At 49.3% G+C, this 17,559-nt stretch carries 16 protein-coding genes; 5 read left to right on the forward strand and 11 right to left on the reverse strand.

The genetic code is table 11. From position 1 onward, the window contains the following. Positions 1-250 precede the first annotated feature (250 nt). Entirely contained in the window at positions 251-2,962 is a 2,712-nt protein-coding gene (gene acnA, locus JFN88_RS16380) for an aconitate hydratase AcnA (RefSeq protein ID WP_199020340.1), read from the forward strand. A gap of 626 nt (positions 2,963-3,588) precedes the next feature. On the opposite strand, the gene JFN88_RS16385 is transcribed toward acnA, so the two are convergent. Genes JFN88_RS16385 through JFN88_RS16395 form a run of 3 tightly spaced genes read right to left on the reverse strand, consistent with a single transcriptional unit; the run spans position 3,589 to position 6,498 of the window. After that, positions 3,589-4,455, reverse strand: coding sequence for a glycine betaine ABC transporter substrate-binding protein (locus JFN88_RS16385; protein WP_332908493.1), 867 nt, complete (start codon positions 4,453-4,455; stop codon positions 3,589-3,591). Positions 4,456-4,468: 13 nt separating this feature from the next. Beyond that, positions 4,469-5,302 carry an ABC transporter permease gene (locus JFN88_RS16390; RefSeq protein ID WP_199020341.1) on the reverse strand — a complete coding sequence of 278 codons (834 nt, stop codon included), beginning with the start codon at positions 5,300-5,302 and terminating at the stop codon, positions 4,469-4,471. Further along, positions 5,299-6,498: a quaternary amine ABC transporter ATP-binding protein gene (locus tag JFN88_RS16395; protein WP_199020342.1), complete on the reverse strand. Its 1,200-nt coding sequence runs from the start codon at positions 6,496-6,498 to the stop codon at positions 5,299-5,301. The genes JFN88_RS16390 and JFN88_RS16395 overlap by 4 nt, the downstream gene beginning before the upstream one ends. 276 nt (positions 6,499-6,774) lie before the next feature. Here JFN88_RS16395 and JFN88_RS16400 point away from each other — a divergent pair, with 276 nt between their 5' ends. Beyond that, positions 6,775-7,344 carry a GbsR/MarR family transcriptional regulator gene (locus JFN88_RS16400; protein ID WP_199020343.1) on the forward strand — a complete coding sequence of 190 codons (570 nt, stop codon included), beginning with the start codon at positions 6,775-6,777 and terminating at the stop codon, positions 7,342-7,344. Positions 7,345-7,478: 134 nt separating this feature from the next. On the opposite strand, the gene JFN88_RS16405 is transcribed toward JFN88_RS16400, so the two are convergent. Beyond that, positions 7,479-8,222, reverse strand: coding sequence for an IclR family transcriptional regulator (locus tag JFN88_RS16405; protein WP_199020344.1), 744 nt, complete (start codon positions 8,220-8,222; stop codon positions 7,479-7,481). A gap of 314 nt (positions 8,223-8,536) precedes the next feature. Here JFN88_RS16405 and JFN88_RS16410 point away from each other — a divergent pair, with 314 nt between their 5' ends. Further along, the gene (locus tag JFN88_RS16410) at positions 8,537-9,583 is read left to right on the forward strand and encodes an alpha/beta hydrolase (RefSeq protein WP_199020345.1); all 1,047 of its coding nucleotides are present in this window, start codon (positions 8,537-8,539) and stop codon (positions 9,581-9,583) included. Positions 9,584-9,657: 74 nt separating this feature from the next. After that, positions 9,658-10,740: a Fe-Mn family superoxide dismutase gene (locus tag JFN88_RS16415; protein WP_199020346.1), complete on the forward strand. Its 1,083-nt coding sequence runs from the start codon at positions 9,658-9,660 to the stop codon at positions 10,738-10,740. A 104-nt stretch (positions 10,741-10,844) separates the two neighbouring features. Here the strand turns inward: JFN88_RS16415 and folE are convergent, their stop codons facing one another. The 6 genes from folE to JFN88_RS16445 all read right to left on the reverse strand — a co-directional run bounded on the left by folE (position 10,845) and on the right by JFN88_RS16445 (position 14,898). Further along, entirely contained in the window at positions 10,845-11,438 is a 594-nt protein-coding gene (folE, locus tag JFN88_RS16420) for a GTP cyclohydrolase I FolE (protein ID WP_199020347.1), read from the reverse strand. A gap of 24 nt (positions 11,439-11,462) precedes the next feature. Next, positions 11,463-11,681, reverse strand: a complete 219-nt coding sequence (locus tag JFN88_RS16425) for a YneF family protein (protein WP_199020348.1) — start codon at positions 11,679-11,681, stop codon at positions 11,463-11,465. Positions 11,682-11,815: 134 nt separating this feature from the next. Beyond that, complete coding sequence (gene queG / locus JFN88_RS16430; protein WP_199020349.1) at positions 11,816-13,006, reverse strand: tRNA epoxyqueuosine(34) reductase QueG; 1,191 nt, start codon at positions 13,004-13,006, stop codon at positions 11,816-11,818. A gap of 107 nt (positions 13,007-13,113) precedes the next feature. Beyond that, positions 13,114-13,650, reverse strand: coding sequence for a signal peptidase I (gene lepB / locus JFN88_RS16435; RefSeq protein WP_233167952.1), 537 nt, complete (start codon positions 13,648-13,650; stop codon positions 13,114-13,116). 1 nt (position 13,651) lies between these two features. Then, a complete protein-coding gene (locus tag JFN88_RS16440; protein WP_199020350.1) occupies positions 13,652-14,206 on the reverse strand; it encodes a DUF402 domain-containing protein in 555 nt (184 codons plus the stop codon). A gap of 269 nt (positions 14,207-14,475) precedes the next feature. After that, positions 14,476-14,898, reverse strand: coding sequence for a GNAT family N-acetyltransferase (locus tag JFN88_RS16445; RefSeq protein WP_199020351.1), 423 nt, complete (start codon positions 14,896-14,898; stop codon positions 14,476-14,478). Positions 14,899-15,451: 553 nt separating this feature from the next. Between JFN88_RS16445 and JFN88_RS16450 the strand changes: the two genes are divergently transcribed. Further along, complete coding sequence (locus tag JFN88_RS16450) at positions 15,452-16,066, forward strand: superoxide dismutase (RefSeq protein ID WP_199020352.1); 615 nt, start codon at positions 15,452-15,454, stop codon at positions 16,064-16,066. Positions 16,067-16,185: 119 nt separating this feature from the next. Here JFN88_RS16450 and mutY read toward each other — a convergent pair whose 3' ends face one another. Next, on the reverse strand, positions 16,186-17,541 hold the full coding sequence (gene mutY, locus JFN88_RS16455; protein WP_199020353.1) for an A/G-specific adenine glycosylase: 1,356 nt from the start codon (positions 17,539-17,541) through the stop codon (positions 16,186-16,188). Positions 17,542-17,559 lie beyond the last annotated feature (18 nt).

Below are 17,559 nucleotides of genomic sequence, written 5' to 3' on the forward strand. Positions count from 1 at the left end.
ATCCGCAAGCCCTGATTGTTTTCGCAATGTTCAGTCTGCTTCAAAGCGGTATTCCCCTCCTGGGGGAACCGAACATAAAATCTGGGCGGTGAAGCAGATCGATTCATTATATGAAATAATAGATGGTCTCATGATGAAAACCCTCTTTACGCAAGCCCTAAATTAACGATATACTAGATTTAGGTTTAATTTTGAAATTATGTTTCACAGAATGAAACAGACTGAACTGCGCTTAAGGAGGAACTCTACGATGTCTAAACAAAATCAATACTCCGTCCGCACATCGCTTGATGTGGGCGGCAAATCGTATGCCTATTACAGATTGGACGGTTTAGAAGAGCAAGGTCTCGGCAACATCTCCAAGCTTCCTTTTTCCATCAAAGTTCTGCTCGAGGCGGCTGTTCGTCAGTTCGACGGACGCGCAATTACAGCAGATCATGTCAAGCAGCTGACGAAATGGGCTGACGGACGCGAGGATAAAGAAATTCCGTTTATCCCTGCACGTATCGTTCTTCAAGACTTCACCGGCGTACCGGTTGTTGTTGACCTCGCAGCAATGCGCGACACCGTTAAAAAAGCTGGCGGCGATCCAAAACAAATCAATCCGCTCGTACCGGTTGACCTTGTTATCGACCACTCTGTCATGGTAGATGCATTCGGAACTCCAGATGCATTGGAATTTAACGAAACGATCGAATTCAAACGCAATGAAGAACGTTACCGCTTCCTGCGCTGGGCGCAAACTGCATTCGACAACTTCCGTGCGGTGCCTCCTGCAACCGGTATCGTTCACCAGGTTAACCTTGAGTATCTGGCATCTGTAGCTGCTACAAAAACTGTAGACGGCGAAACTGTCGTGTACCCGGACTCTCTGGTCGGAACGGACTCGCATACAACAATGATCAATGGTCTTGGCGTAGTGGGCTGGGGCGTTGGCGGTATCGAGGCAGAGGCAGGAATGCTGGGACAGCCTTTGTACTTTGTAACACCTGAGGTTATCGGATTCAAGCTGACAGGAAGTCTGGCAGAAGGAGCAACAGCTACCGACCTGGCGCTGACTGTTACTCAAATTTTGCGTAAAAAAGGCGTGGTAGGCAAGTTCGTGGAATTCTTTGGACCAGGCCTGTCCAATATCAGTCTGGCAGACCGTGCAACTGTAGCTAACATGGCTCCTGAATACGGCGCAACTGTCGGTTTCTTCCCGGTTGATAATGAGACGCTGAACTTCCTGCGCAACACCGGACGTGAGGAAGAGCAAATTGCACTGGTTGAAGCTTACTATAAAGCACAAGGCATGTTCCGCTCGGACGAAACGCCGGACCCAGCATTCTCCGATGTAGTTGAGCTTGACCTCTCCTCCATCGTACCTTCCCTGGCCGGACCGAAGCGTCCGCAAGACCGTGTTGAGCTGACTTCCATGAAGGAATCGTTCAATGACATTCTCCGCACTCCGATTGACAAAGGCGGATACGGACTGTCTGACAATAAGATCGAAGAAGTTGTAGAAGTGAAGCATAAAGACGGCCAACTGAGCAAAATGAGCACAGGTGCGGTTGTTATTGCGGCGATTACGAGCTGTACGAACACCTCCAACCCAAGCGTAATGCTAGGCGCAGGCCTCGTTGCCAAAAAAGCGGTTGAGCGCGGACTTGTAAAGCCTGCTTACGTAAAAAGCTCGCTGACTCCAGGCTCCCTCGTCGTAACCGAATACCTGAAAAAAGCAGGATTGCTGGAATCGCTTGAAGCGCTGGGCTTCCACGTTGCAGGTTACGGCTGCGCTACCTGTATCGGCAACTCCGGTCCGCTTCCAGATGAAGTGAGCCAGGCTATTGCGGATAATGACATGACTGTGGCTGCAGTGCTGTCCGGTAACCGCAACTTTGAAGGCCGTGTCCATGCGCAGGTTAAAGCGAACTATCTGGCTTCCCCGCCGCTCGTTGTCGCTTACGCGCTGGCTGGTACGGTAAATATCGACCTGTCCAAAGATCCGATCGGATATGACCAGTCTAACCAACCGGTATACCTGAAGGATATCTGGCCAACATCCAAGGAAATTGCCGATGCAATCTCCATTGCCATGAGCCCTGAGCTGTTCCGCAGCAAGTATGCCAACGTATTTACGCAAAACGAGCGCTGGAACTCCATTCCAGTGCCAAAAGGCGAGCTCTACGAGTGGGATGAAAACTCCACGTACATCGCGAACCCGCCGTTCTTCTCAAACCTGGGCTCCGAAGTAGACGACATTGCCGATATCGAAGGCTCCAACGTGCTGGCATTGCTGGGCGATTCCGTAACGACGGACCATATCTCCCCTGCCGGTAACATCAAGGTTGACAGTCCAGCAGGCCAGTTCCTGATCGAGCATGGCGTAGCGCGCGAGGACTTCAACTCTTACGGTTCCCGCCGCGGTAACCATGATGTAATGATGCGCGGTACATTCGCAAACATCCGTATCCGCAACCAGGTTGCTCCTGGCACTGAGGGCGGCGTAACCAAATACCTGCCAACCGATGAAGTATTGTCTATCTATGATGCTTCCATGAAGTATCAGGCTGAAGACAAAAACCTGGTGGTTATCGCAGGCAAAGAATACGGTACAGGAAGCTCCCGCGACTGGGCGGCGAAAGGTACTTTCCTGCTTGGCGTAAAAGCGGTTATCGCAGAAAGCTTCGAGCGTATTCACCGCTCCAACCTGGTCGGCATGGGCGTACTGCCGTTGCAATTCCAGCCAGGCCAAAGCTGGTCCTCCCTGGGCATCAACGGTCGCGAGGTATTTGATATTAAAGGCCTCTCCAATGACGTACTGCCAGGACAGGAAATTACAGTTACAGCAACCCGTGAAGACGGAACAACATTCGAATTCAAAGCGATTGCCCGCCTCGATTCGATGGTTGACGTGGACTACTACCGTAATGGCGGTATTCTGCAAACCGTACTTCGTCAAATGATCGCAAAAATGTAAATCGAGTTCGCAATCCCGTATACGGCCTGCCCGCCGTGTACGGGGTTTTTTATTATAAAATTTTTCAACATAAATTGAACGAAAGAAAGTCAGGCACGGCCTGCTTGTGAAAGGTTCTTCCGATCGCTGTTGTTCCCGGATTTCTTGAACAAATGGTAGTCATGAGATTTTTTAATAATGAGAATCATTTTCAAATATAGGATACACTATCTTGGTCAGGTTGACAACTGCTGAATCTTTTTAAAAGATACTTACTTTATGGAAAGGTACAGGTTCCGAGATGAAGGATTCTTCCGATTGCTGTTAAAGACCGATTTCCTTGAATGAACCAAATAAGGTGGGAAATCGGTCTTTAAAGGCAAACGCTTCGCTTCTCCAGAACCCTTCATCTCTCCACCTGCCTTTCCACCTGCCTTTCCACTATATAAATAGTAATTAAAATCCCCTGCCATGCAGCGTCCCCTCCCCTGGAGGACAACCACTAATTTTGGTTTTGAACCAATTTAAAAAATTAATTTCCTATAAAATAAAAATGAAGCCCGACCTCATTCAATTCCAGGCGGCTTCATTTTTACATCTAAATCTAAATCTAAATCTAATACATCTAAATATCAACTTCCTCTTGCTTACTCTCCGATCCAGGAGTTAACTTTATCTTCATTGGCCTCGACCCATGCTTTTGCCGCATCCCCAGGGGATTTGCCTTCATTGATATTGACCATTACCTCGGCCATATCTTCAGGCGTCCAGTTGAATGCATCCAGCAGAGCATAGACCTCCGGCTTATCTTCTTCCAGCCCTTGGCGCACAAGCGTATGAATTTGCTCATCGCCGCCATAGACATTTTTCGGGTCTTCCAGATATGTCAGTTCCATTTTGGCGAACATCCAATGCGGCGTCCAGCCAGTGACGACAATCGGCTGCTGGGCTTTATAAGCTTTATCCAGCTCTTGCGCCATCGCCGCCGACGAACTTTCGACAAGTGTCCACTTGCCGCGCAGGCCGTATTCGTCCAGCACTTTCTCTGTAGACATCATGATGCCTGCGCCCGGCTCGATTCCGATAATTTTGTAGTTCAGCGCCTGACCGTTCTCGTCCTTATTCAAATCCTCAATGCTTTTGATATCCATATAGGACGGGACAGCGAGACCAATCTTCGTGCCTTCAAGATTCGGCCCCAGATCAACCAGTTTATCCCCGTAACGTTCCATATAGGATTTGTGGGTGGAAGGCAGCCATCCGGCGACCATGCCATCAGCGCTGCCGTCAGCAATTCCGGCAAACATCGGACCGGCATCCACCTGGAGCATCTCTACTTTATAGCCGAGTTTTTGCTCCAATACTTCCTTTACAACATACGTACTGGCGATTTCGGAATCCCAAGCCACGTATGCGAGCTTGACATTTTTACTGCCGCCGCTGGCGGAATTCGCACATCCTGCCAAAACTGTGATCAGCAATGCAGCCGCCATCAGCAAACTAAGTTTTTTCAATGTGTACGCCCCCTTATTGTTTCTTTCTCTTGATTACATTCTGCGAAATCCGGTCAAGCAAGATCGCCATGATTACGACTGCCAGACCTGCTTCAAAACCAATGCCTGTATGGGTTTGGGTAACTGCACGGTATACATCCGCGCCTACTCCCTGGGCTCCGATCATGGAGGCAACAACCACCATCGACAACGACAGCATAATCGTCTGGTTAATCCCGGCCATAATCGTCGGCATCGCAATTGGCAATTGCAGCTTGAACAGCTTCTGCCCAGGCGTGGAGCCGAAGGCATCCGCCGCCTCTACAAGCTCTTCCGGCACCTGCCGGATACCAAGATTGGTCAGACGAATGGTCGGCGGAATCGCGAAGATCACCGAAGCGATGACCCCCGGCACGACGCCGAGCGAGAAGAACGAGATGGCGGGAAGCAAATATACGAAGGCCGGCATCGTCTGCATAAAATCAAGCACCGGCGTGATCATATTTTGCATCTTATTATTGCGGGCACATAAAATCCCTACCGGAACGCCGATAATGACAGACAGCACAGCCGCTGTCAGGACAAGCGCCAGCGTCTGCATGGAATTATCCCAATAGCCCAGGTTATCAATAAGCAGTAATCCTATAAGAGCAAATACACCCATTCGCCATTTGGCTACATACCAGGTTAATGCCACAAGGATTGCTATCAGCAGCAACGCTGGTGTACCGCGAAGCACAAACTCAAAGCCGCTTACAATCTGTCCAATAATAAACTTGATCGCATTGAATAACGGAGCCATATTCACGGACAGCCAATCCTCAGCCGCTTCAATCCAGCCTGCGAGCGGAATTTTCGGCAAATTCATGCGGGCTCACCTGCCCCTGGTTCAGCATTGCCTGCGAGTGCGGCCAATACCGCCCCTTTAATCACAATTCCCTTGAGTCTGCCTGAACTGTCAACGACGGCCACGGGCAGCTTGATACTTCCCATGAGCTCAAACAATTCGTTGAGCAAGGTATCAGGAGCCACGGAGGGCAGCTCGCGCTGAATGATGCTCTCCAGCTGAAGTCCTTCTTTAATCGCATTGGATGCATCTTCCGCTGTAATGACTCCGATCAGCTTCATGCCTTTATCGACGACATACAGACTCGAGACACCTCGCTCACGCATCAGCTGCAGAGCAACCCTCGGCCCTCTTTCTGCCGTGATCGTCTCTGGTTTGCGCATCACATGGGATGCAGTCAATACCTTGGACAGATCGACATCCTCCACAAAACGTTCTACATACTTGTTGGCAGGCTGCATCAGAATTTCCTCCGGCGTACCGATCTGTACAATACTGCCATCCTTCATCAGCGCAATCTGGTCGCCAATACGCAGCGCTTCATCCAGATCATGCGTAATGAAGACAATCGTCTTTTTCATTTTGGATTGCAGCTCCAGCAACTCATCCTGCATATCCTTGCGAATGAGCGGGTCAAGCGCACTGAACGCCTCATCCATTAGCAGCACATCGGGATCATTCGCCAGTCCCCTGGCAAGACCTACCCGCTGCTGCATACCTCCGCTAAGCTGATCCGGATAGCTGTTCTCCCATCCCTTCAAACCAACCAGTTCCAGAGATTCCATTGCCATGGCACGCCGCTTTGTCTTGTCTATACCCTGCACTTCAAGTCCGTACTCCACATTTTGCAGGACGGTGCGGTGCGGGAACAGCGCAAATTTCTGGAATACCATGCCCATATTTTTGCGTCTGAATTTCCTTAATTGCTCGGCATTCATTTTCAATACGTCGCTGCCATTAAATAAAACCTGTCCCGAGGTTGGCTCGATCAGCCGGTTTAGCAACCGTACCAGCGTCGACTTTCCGCTTCCGGAGAGACCCATAATAACGAAAATTTGTCCCTCTTCAATACTGAAGGTCGCCTGATTAACCCCGACGGTAAGCTTGGTTTCCTTATGAATTTTCTCTTTCGTCCACCCCTCCTCTAATAAAGGAAGCGCGCGCTTTGGGTCAGATCCAAAGATTTTGATCAGTTGTTTTACTTCAACAATCGGCATGTTATTCCCCCCTTTACGGTGCCTGTTGTACTGTTGCTTGACTTGTAACAGTTTAGTTCGAAACAGCTTGTATCGTCAAAATGCGTAATTTTCCATATACTTTGTACAGTTTTAACTTTATAAACTTATTATACCGTATACTCTGTTTTCCTCCCTATTTCGTTAACATCTGTTGCTTTACATTTTCAAAAGGCTGTGCTTCAATACTTGTTATATACAGCTATCAATCGCAATTGAAACGGGTAGCCTAAGCAATTTTGTACTCTGGAGGGTACCATGAAATACTTGGAGGCATTGACAGAAGAACAGCAACGGAGGGTAGTGCAAGCAAGGCAACGGGTTATTGAATCAATCGGCAAGAACATGGATTTATACGGGATTACGCTATCGATTGGGCACTTGTACGGCAATATGTATTTTAATAACGCGCCAGTCACGCTTGATGAGATGAGCGCTACGATGGGGATGAGCAAAACCTCAATGAGCACAGGCATGCGCACATTGATGGATTTGAAGATGATTAACAAGGTTTGGGGTAAAGGCAGCCGCAAGGACTTATATGAGGTTGTGCCGGACTGGCATCAAAATTTTATTGATTATTTCTCTATTCGCTGGAGAAAGGCCGTCGAGACAAATTCCAGTGCCCTCAACAAATCCTTGAAGGAAATTCGCGAGATTCGCGCCGAGTATGCCGGCAATGAGATGCTGCTGATGCTGCTTGACGAGGACGAAAGCAAAATTCATGATGCGCTGAACTATTACAAATGGCTGCTCAGACTGATTGATTCGTTTGAGTCGGGTAAAATATTTGACCTGATTCCGATGGAAGAAGACGGGGCCAGATAAAGAGGACTATTACAAGTCGATGAACGAATGTCAGGCATAGCCTGCCTGTGGAAAGTTTTTTCTGAAAAAAAGCCATAAAAAGAAGGTTCCCTTATGCTGCCCTTGAGCTGTGAACATAGAGAACCTTCTTTGTTTTATTTTACCATTGTACCCATCAACCGAGCCGAGTTCATTATGATTGGCGCATAATCGCGCATCTTCTTCAGCGTAAGACGCGATGCCGGCCCAGAGACCGACAATGCCGCTGCCAACTTGCCGGAACGGTGGAAGATCGGGGTGGCAACCGCAGCGGCTCCGGCTTCCCGTTCTTCTACGCTTGTGGCGTAGCCAATACGGCGAATTTCTTCGAGTTGCTCCTCCAACTGTTTGCGGTCAAAGCCTGTCGGCCAGGATTTGCCGTTCATCAGCACCTCACGATCCGCCTCCTCGGCGAAGGCAATCAGCACCTTGCTGGATGCGCCCACATACAGCGGCAGCCGCGCGCCAACCGGCGCAACCCTGCGGATAGCCTGCCCGCTCTGCACGGCCTGGACACGCAAGCGGTCATCCCCGTCCCTGATGTAAAGGCTGACAGTCTCCCCCAATTCATCCCGCAGACGCTCCATCTCCGGCAGCAAAATAATAGCAGGATCATCATTATTGGACAGATGAGTCGACAGTTCCCATATCCTCATGCCTAGTCTGTAACGGTCAGAAGCGCTGTCCCGGGCAATGAAGCCTCTCTCCTCAAGCGTAGCCAACATCCGGTGAACGGTGCTCTTGTGCAAACCGACCCGCTCGGCAATCTCCGTCATTGCCAAATCCGTACCATCTGTAAAGCAAAGCAATATATCAAGCGCCCGTTCTACAGCGCGCACTGTGGACTTGTGCTCTTCCATATTCAAGAGCCTCCCTTGTTTCATACAATGAAACTTAATTACACCTAGTATAACATAACGGGGTTGGACAGCGGAAGACATGGGAGGCAAAAATGCTGAACACATTACAAACACATTGCAAAAATCAACTCTTTTTGCGGTATTTCGCACAGCAAAACGCGTTATTTTACAGGCAGATTACAAGTGAATAACATTACATCTATAGCAATTGACACCCTGGGACAAAAGTCATACGATGAAATCAACAGCAATTATTAAAACGCTTCCAAATACAGTACACAAGCCTTAGTTTGCGCTAACCGGGAGGGATGGTCATGAATAGCACGATACTGACGCCAGTGCCGCTAGAAGGCGGATTGACAACGGTTCCTCAGCCTGTCCTTCAGCCGCTTCCAGGCATCCGCCCGTTGCCAGCCGCAGAGCGAGCGCGCAGTAGGCATATAGCCATAGCCGCTTTATCGGCTTTTGTCGCTTTCGTACTGTTCACCTTGCTCGCCTTCCACGGTTATGTCGCCTGGATGCTTGCTTATCCATATGTCGCTCCCTTGACATCCAATCCGATGGAGGCTAAGAGCCTCCCTTATCACGACGTGCAGTTCCAAAGCGCCAGTGGCAAGACGACTGTAGACGGCTGGTTCATACCGGCAGAGAAAACCTCTCCTAAAACGGTCGTATTCAGCCACGGCTACGGGGCCAACCGCGAAGAAACCTGGGTTCCAATGTATGAGCTGGCCGAACTGGTACACCGGCTGAACTATAATGTGTTGATGTTCGATTACGGTTACGCCTCCTCCGTACACAAGACGCCAGCAACAGGCGGACGCGAAGAATCGCAGCAGCTTCTCGCTGCAGTTGATTACGCCAAAAGCCAGGGCGCTGGAGAAGTTATCGTCTGGGGCTTCTCAATGGGTGCGGGCACGGCTTTGCAGACGGCGCTGCTGACCGACGAGATTGACGCCATGATTCTGGACAGCACTTTCCTGGCTGATACCGATACGCTTTACTATAATGTACAGCAAATTATAAATTTGCCTCGTTACCCTTCTGTCCCGCTCATTAATTCCATGCTGCCGCTATGGACCGGAACTAGCCTTGATCACATCCCTGCCGAGCAGATCAAGCACGAGGCGTTCCCCATGCCGATCTACATGATCCATGGCACATCCGATTCCAAGGCCCCTTATAGGACAGCCGAGCAGATCTCAGGATTTCAGCAGAATCCGCTATCCAGGGTATGGATTGTAGAGAATGGCCAGCATGAGATGCTGTTCCGCGAACACCCAAAGGAATACATTCAGAGAGCCGCCTTGTTTTTAAGCCAGGTAGAGTCTGAACCAAATCAAATCAATAATCATCTGTAAAATACACGACATAAGCCAAGTTCCATGCGGAATACATTGTGAGAGATGTAATCTGTATAAAGGAGGCCTATGTCGTGCTTTATATTTACGGCAAGTACATGCCCTTGCGATGGCTTGAGGAAGTTCAGCGATGGAAAGAGCAAGAGGAGGGCCACGCCCGACTGATTCGCAAGACAGTTCCTGATCTGGAGCAGGAGTACGTGAACCTGCTCAAGGAATGGGAAGCGGTCTTCAAAGCAACAAAGGAATGTGCCGAAGCCTGGATCAAAGAACTGCTGCCCGCGGCAGAATTCATTCCGCCCAAAGCCGCTGAGCAAGTGGAAGAGCTGGTTAAAGCTTCTCTCCAGCAAACCCGGGAATTTGCATCCCACCTCGGGATTATACTGAAAACTAGCAAGGCCGTTCACAAGAACCCTGTGTCTCGCATCCTCATTCATCACATTAAAGAGGAGTCCGAGAAGACCTTGAAGGAGCTGGAAGGAAAAACAAGGAGCATTTGGTGGGAAACCCGCAGTGATAAATCCGGCAATACCGTACCCATCGGCGGACATACACTGCCTCCCCTGCCCTACGCTTATGACGCTCTGGAGCCTTATATTGATGAAGAAACGATGCGCATTCACCATGATATTTTGCACAAAAATTATGTGGAAGGTCTGAACAAAGCGGAAAAGGAACTGCAGCAATCGCGGAAAACAGGAGATTTTGAGCTGGTGAAGCATTGGGAGCGGGAACTGGCGTTTAACGGAGCGGGTCATTATCTTCATACCTTGTTCTGGGATACGCTGTCTCCGCAAGGCGGGGGCGCAGCCGTCGGCCCGATCGGCAATCGGATTGAACATGATTTCGGCAGCTACGATGCTTTCAAGAAGCAATTCAGCCAGGCAGCGGAAAAAGTAGAAGGCGGCGGCTGGACAATTCTTGTATGGAGTCCTCGCAGCCACCGTCTTGAAATTCTGCAGGCAGAAAAGCATCAGAACTTGTCCCAGTGGGACGTTATTCCGCTTCTTCCAATTGATGTATGGGAACATAGCTACTATTTGAAGCATCAAAACAAACGAGCGGATTATATTAAAGATTGGTGGCATGTCGTGAACTGGCCTTACGTAAATGAACGCTTTCTCAAAGCAAGTCAGCTAACATGGGTCCCATACTGAAAGGGAGTGAAACGATCGCCTCGTCATAACAAGCCAAACGGGCTATTCCTGTCGAACCCCGATGTCCGACAAGAACAGCCCGTTAATTTTAGCGTACAGCCAGTCTATTGCTTGAGCAGGGATAAAAACTCGGAACGCAAGGCCGGATTCGACCGGAACTCTCCGCGCACAGCGGAGGTTACCGTCTTGCTGCCCGGTTTCTTCACACCGCGAGAGCACATGCACAGATGCTCGCCTTCGACCACGACCATGACCCCGGTTGGCTTCAGCACCTCTTCCATGATATCGGCGATCTGTGTAGTAATGCGCTCCTGCACCTGCAAGCGTCTGGTGATGGCATCAACCAAGCGGGCCAACTTACTTAAGCCCGCGATTTTGCCACTTGGGATATATCCAATATGGGCCTTGCCGAAGAAGGGAGCCATATGGTGTTCACACTGACTGTAATACACAATATCCCGAACGATAACCAGTTCCTCATGATTCTCATCAAAGGTAACGCCGAGTACATCGCGAGGATCAACATCATAACCAGAAAATATTTCCTCATACATCCTCGTCACTCTTGCCGGAGTCTCCAGCAGGCCTTCACGCTCTACATTTTCTCCAATGAGCTTCAAGATTTCTTTCACATGATATTCGAGCTGCTCCCGATTATGGGTAACATTAGAATTGACGTAATCTTTTTTTCCAGCCAACCTGCTGACCTCCCTATGAGCAGCTTATCTGCGGCCAGGACGATGATTTTTCATCATTTGCTGGGCGCGCTGCATTTGCTGCTTGTTCATATTATAGCCCATTTGCTTCGCCATCTTCTGAAGCATATCAGGGTCGCTTTGCATCTTTTCAAGCTGCTTGCGGAGATAAAAAACGCCAATGAAGAAGCCCCCGGCAAGTCCTAAAATTAAAGTAACAATCGGAATAGCAATATCCCAAAACATAAAATGAAATCGACCTCCGTCTATAATGGAATGCACTTTATCATATCATGTACAAGCTGGCTGTGCCAGCCCGCAGCACGGATTTTTCACATTACAAACACTGGCAGTTTGCCCGGATGGATGTGCCGACCGCTTTACACCTCTGCGACCTGCTCTTCTCCAGTTGGGGGCGACTCGGCATGCCGCTCAAGCGCCCGCCTGATCATGATCCGCGCCTCTTCATCGTCTTCATGCCCTACGGCTTCAGCCAGCGCATCCAGCGCCATGCTGCTGCCGATTTGGCCAAGCGCCCACCCGGCTGTACCCCGCAGCACAGGTCTCGGGTCCTTCCGCAGTACCCCGATCAAATCCGGCACAGCGCTCTCTTCCTTGAAATTGCCAAGCGCAATAACTGCATTGCGCTGGATCGGTTTTCTACCCCGCCATGCGGAGGATGTATTCCCGTACTGCCGTTGAAACTCCTTGTTGCCGATCGTCAGAAGCGGAACAAGCAACGGCTTCACCTGCTCCGGGTCGGGCTGAAGCTCAGGCTGATGCGTCCAGTTCTTGCCCTTGTTGACCGGACAGACGATCTGGCACGTATCGCAGCCATACAGCCGATTGCCGATCTTGCGCATGACATCTTCTTTCACAAAGTCCTTCGTCTGTGTAATAAAAGAGATGCACAGCTTGCTGTTCAGCTGCCCGGGGCCGACAAGCGCGCCTGTCGGACAAGCGTCGATGCATTTGGTACAGGAGCCGCATTGGTCGGTAATCGGATTATCCGGCGACAGCGGCAGATTCGTCAGCATCTCGCCAAGATAGATCCATGATCCGAATTCCGGAGCAATGATGCAGCTGTTTTTGGCGCTCCATCCAAGCCCGGCTCGCTCGGCTACCGCACGGTCGGACAAGGCTCCAGTGTCGACCATATTTTCAGTCCGGACTTCTGGAACCCTGTCTCTTAGCCACTGCTCCAGCCTCTCCATTCTGTTTCGCAGCACCTTGTGGTAATCATCGCCCCAAGAAGCCCGAGCCAGTATTCCCCGCCTTGCTCCAGGCTCAGACTTGGGCGCATCTTTCAGCTTGGACGGATACGCGATAGCAATAGCAATAATAGACTGGGGCGTGTCGAACAATAACGACGGATCTGTTCGCTTGTCGAGATCAGGCTCCTCGAAACCCGATTCATATCCAAGCTCCCGGTGCTTGATTAGTCTTTGCTTTAATTCCGCAAACGGTTCGGTCGAAGCGATACCCAGCTTGTCGATGCCAAGCTCAGGCAGTGCAGCAAGCAGCTCCCGCTTCAATTCCTCATAGAATCCGGCGGTTCTCAAGCTTTGCATTGAGCGATTAAGCCTCCTTGTTAGCCTTTGAAAATGGATTTTATGCCCGCCGCACCGCTGCACCGATGCGTTGGGGAATATATGCTTTTTTGTTACTTTCGTACTACTTATATCGATTTCATCTGGGTAGGCGGCCATAAAATAAAATCGGCTCGCCCTTTAATGTTGTTTCCGCTAACCGTCCCGAAACTGCGGCTGTCTCTGCTCGCACCGGCATGGCGGTTATCTCCCATAATAAAATAGGCGCCAGGCTCTACCGTATACGGTCCGTAATCCTCATCCTCAATCGCCAGGTCGGTATACGGTTCAACCAGTCTCTCCCCGTTCAGATACAGGCGCTTGTTGCGAATCTCTATCTGGTCCCCGGGAATGCCAATAACCCGCTTGACAAGATATTCATTGCTTTTCAGCTCATGTTCCGGGTCTTCAACAATGACGATGTTACCGCGCTCGGGAGAACCGAACAGATAGACGGCTTTATTAACGAAGAGCCATTCCTTCTCTTCCAGCGTAGGTTGCATGGAATGACCTTTAACCGTAGATAAATTGAATACAAAATAATGAAGCAGCATAACAATGATAACTGCCAGAAGCAATGTCTTGAACCAGTCCAAAAGCTCTTTAACCAAGGGTGAACGCCCCATGCTACACCCCTTCTTCTCTTTTTGTCCATTCATTATAATAATGATACACCATGTCGTCATCAAACGGCGCTCCACCGCTTTGGATACGCTGAATCAGAGCGGTCAGCCCCTCTTCCACCTTCTCCTGTACAAGAGCAGGATAATGATACATCGCCTTATGCGCCTCATACTCATCCCGGTCTACAACATGCATGGAACCATCCCAGGTACGGATCACATCCAGATCGTAATCAATATACGTCAGCACTCCCTCATGCAAGTACGGGGGCGAAGCCACATTACAGTAATATCGAATCCCCGCTTCCTCGATCAGGGCCACAACATTGAACCATTGCCCGGGGATAAAGAAGGACACAGCCGGTACCTTGCTTACCCACACCTTGCGGTCTGCCTCTTGTATAGGCGTTTGACTATTCATAAGCACAATTATGGATTCCGATGCATGCTCCGCAGTGAGCCTGGATTTGGGAATCAACCAGTTTCGGAGCCACATCCGGTGAAGATGACCATCATGCTTGAAGCTTTTAATAATACACGGCTGATAGATGATTTCCATGTGAAGCTCCTAGGTTTGGTTATTATTACAGCAGGGGATAAAAACACTAATTTTTATTTTGAGCCGTTTATAACTTCTTATATTTTAAGAAAAGCACATCTGCACGCCAATTGCAATGGCAGTTCACAGATATGCCCGTTTAAAAAGAAGGAGAAACGGCTGACGCCTGGATCCTGCCCGTGCGCGTCACCCGTTTCATGTTAGAAATGTCTGATAGTGTCTGCCTTACCATTCTGAAATGCTAAAGCAGCCCCTTCAAACGATGCAAGTTAGCCTGCTACAATGCTTAGCTTTTGAATGGAACGGAAGAAGTCTTTCGCCGCAAAACCCATAGATTCATAAAGAGACAAAATCGGTTCATTGTGCTCATCCGCTGTAATCATGATTTTGGTTACGTTCCGCTGGACAAAGCGCTGTCTCAGGCTGTTGATCAACTCTTTGGCAATGCCTTGACGCCGATAGTCCTTGTGTACGGCCACTCTGTAATAGTAACCTTTATTATTGTCAATCGTACCAATAATCATGCCGACAATCTCGTTGTTCAGACTGGCCACTAGTACAAGCTCGCTATCCCAGGACAACTGCCTGGCAAAAGCCTCCATCGTTTGTTCATAGCATTCTTCAGTAAGAACTGTTTCGAGCAACTGGGTAACTGGCCGATAATCGGATAGTTGAAAAGAACGAACGCGCATAATGAGATCTCCTCTAACCAAAAGTCTTTTTAAACATTGAGCTGTTGGACACTACGCTCCGAGCAGTTGCCTTTGCCCATGTTGCCAGGCCGCCTGCAATTAAAACCTTAGGACTTCTGAAAATAATTTAAGTTGTAAAATTCTTAAATCGAGTGTAAACGACCTTACCATTCTCTGACTGACAAAAAATTCGTTTCGCGCAGAAATATAAGCTATATATAAAAAAGTTTATAACATCTTATATTTCAAAAAAATCGTACTGTAACAAATACGACAAAAGTTTACGAATTCCTTCTTTTTTCGTTACAAAATTTTAATAAAAATCGGCTGGATAAGCAAGTACCATTTTTAGGTGGGGAGTTTTTTTCCAATCGACATAATCCGATCTGTTTTGTGCAATGCTAGAATGGGTAATTCATGCATGTCAAGCACCCTGAATTGATACTAATACAGCGATCGAACTTTATAAACATATTTGTTGCTTTATTATCAAATGAAGGGGTATAATGATGAATGAATCACTACATACAACATTAATTAGGAGGTTTTTCAATTGGCACATCAATTACCTGCTCTTCCTTACGCGAATGATGCACTTGAGCCACATATCGACGCGACGACTGTGGAGATTCACCATGACCGTCACCACAATACGTATGTAACCAACCTGAATGCAGCTTTGGAATCCGCTCCTGAATTGCAAAGCAAATCCATTGAGGACCTGATCTCTGACCTGAACAGCGTACCTGAGGCTATCCGCACTGCAGTGCGCAACAACGGCGGCGGACATGCGAACCACTCCCTGTTCTGGGAAACCATCGGACCAAACGCTGGTGGCGCACCTCAAGGCGCACTCGCTGCTGCTATCGACAGTGAGCTGGGCGGATTTGACAAATTCAAAGAAGATTTCGCTAAAGCAGCCACTACTCGTTTCGGAAGCGGCTGGGCATTCCTTGCTCTATCCAAAGACGGCAAATTGAAAGTATACAGCCTGCCTAACCAGGACAGCCCAATCTTTGAAGGCGAAACGCCTCTCCTTGGACTGGACGTATGGGAGCATGCCTACTACCTGAAATACCAAAACAAACGCCCGGACTACATCGCTGCATTCTGGAATGTCGTGAACTGGTCTGAAGTTGGCAAACGTTATGAAGCTGCTGTAAAATAATCAGAGCCTCTATCAAACAAGCCCCCGGAAAAGTCTAATTGGACTTGAACGGGGGCTTATTGTGTTAGTCAGCCATAGTGTGTTGCACTTGCACTTGCGCAGGCATTTTACCGCTGCGGTTAATATCGCTCACTCCAGTAATTGCCCAATATTCGCAAAAAGACATTCGGAAATGCCAGCTCACGCATATCCTCAGGGCCGATCCATCGGTATCCTGCAGGCAACGGAACTTCCTGTTGCTCTGGTCCGCTAACCGAAGCAGCCGTTTCACTAGCTGCATACCCGGAAAACAACTGATCAGGAGCCGTTTCAAAATTGTTGTATTCAGCTTTTTGCTCTGCAGCCACCAGGCCGCCTTGCAGCAAAGTTTCATATTGCATCTGCTGTATCTCTTTCTCCTTCAGCACAAATCCGAAATCGGCAAGAAACACATCCAGCTTCCATATGATATGACTGAATATATGCTCTGCCTCCATCCAACGGTGGCGCGGGCGGATCAGCAGTCCCGTCTCAGCGGCAAGGCCCCGGCCTAATTGCTCCATCTGCCCACTGTCAGGAGAGGCCGACAGACCCATAACCGCAGAGGATTCTTCGATGATGGTATCCTTTTTCTTGCGTCCTCTTCCTGTCTTTATCGCTTTCCCTTCCTGGACAACCTCCTCCTCCAACAGATGCGGAAGCTCCCACATCTGTGCGAGCAGGCCGGTTTCCGGACGCTGTCGTACCAGTACTTTGCCAACATTGCTGCCAGAACCCTCAATAAGGGCTACAAGCCGTCTCTCCTCACGCGGAGGCTTGGCCTTCGTCTTTATCGGGAGAACGTTTTCCTTGCCGACCAGACGTCCCTGACAGTGCACCATTACCGGACAGGTGAGGCAACCGGGAGATTTTGGTGTACATACTAGCGCTCCAAGCTCCATCAGAGCCTGATTGAAATCGCCTGCCGCTCCTTCGGGAATAAGAGACTTGGCCAAATGCTCCAATTGGATTCTCGTGCGCGGCTTGGCAATATCGTCCTCCAGGCAAAAATATCTGGACAGCACTCGCATCACATTGCCGTCAACCGCAGGCTCCGGTCTGTTGAAGGCGATGCTCATGACCGCTCCGCGAGTATAGGGTCCTATTCCCTTCAAACCGGCGACAGCATCTGCGTCATCTGGGATGACACTATTATAGTTGTCAACGACTTCCCTTGCTCCAGCTTGTAAATTGCGGGCTCTGGAGTAATACCCGAGGCCTTCCCAGCATTTGAGCACCTCTGCCTCTGGAGCTTCAGCCAGCGCCGTAACAGTTGGAAAACGATCCATGAACCGCTCATAATAGGGGATGACCGTATCTACCCGGGTTTGCTGAAGCATGATCTCCGATACCCATACGCGATACGGATCGCGATTTTGCCGCCAAGGCAGTGTCCGCTTATGAATATGGAACCAGCTCAACAGTTCCTCGCTAAAATACAATTTAATATCTGCCATAGCTTGTCTTCTCCTATC

It is taken from the genome of Paenibacillus roseus, from assembly GCF_016424485.1.
GTDB lineage: Bacteria > Bacillota > Bacilli > Paenibacillales > Paenibacillaceae > Paenibacillus_D > Paenibacillus_D roseus.

Bases quoted from the DNA above. Each gene is read 5' to 3' on its own strand.
- mutY (WP_199020353.1), bottom strand. From the start codon at position 17,541: ATGGCAGATATTAAATTGTATTTTAGCGAGGAACTGTTGAGCTGGTTC.
- JFN88_RS16400 (WP_199020343.1), top strand. From the start codon at position 6,775: ATGAAATACTTGGAGGCATTGACAGAAGAACAGCAACGGAGGGTAGTG.
- JFN88_RS16445 (WP_199020351.1), bottom strand. From the start codon at position 14,898: ATGCGCGTTCGTTCTTTTCAACTATCCGATTATCGGCCAGTTACCCAG.
- JFN88_RS16425 (WP_199020348.1), bottom strand. From the start codon at position 11,681: ATGTTTTGGGATATTGCTATTCCGATTGTTACTTTAATTTTAGGACTT.
- lepB (WP_233167952.1), bottom strand. From the start codon at position 13,650: ATGGGGCGTTCACCCTTGGTTAAAGAGCTTTTGGACTGGTTCAAGACA.
- acnA (WP_199020340.1), top strand. From the start codon at position 251: ATGTCTAAACAAAATCAATACTCCGTCCGCACATCGCTTGATGTGGGC.
- JFN88_RS16395 (WP_199020342.1), bottom strand. From the start codon at position 6,498: ATGCCGATTGTTGAAGTAAAACAACTGATCAAAATCTTTGGATCTGAC.
- JFN88_RS16405 (WP_199020344.1), bottom strand. From the start codon at position 8,222: ATGGAAGAGCACAAGTCCACAGTGCGCGCTGTAGAACGGGCGCTTGAT.
- queG (WP_199020349.1), bottom strand. From the start codon at position 13,006: ATGCAAAGCTTGAGAACCGCCGGATTCTATGAGGAATTGAAGCGGGAG.
- JFN88_RS16390 (WP_199020341.1), bottom strand. From the start codon at position 5,302: ATGAATTTGCCGAAAATTCCGCTCGCAGGCTGGATTGAAGCGGCTGAG.
- JFN88_RS16440 (WP_199020350.1), bottom strand. From the start codon at position 14,206: ATGGAAATCATCTATCAGCCGTGTATTATTAAAAGCTTCAAGCATGAT.
- JFN88_RS16410 (WP_199020345.1), top strand. From the start codon at position 8,537: ATGAATAGCACGATACTGACGCCAGTGCCGCTAGAAGGCGGATTGACA.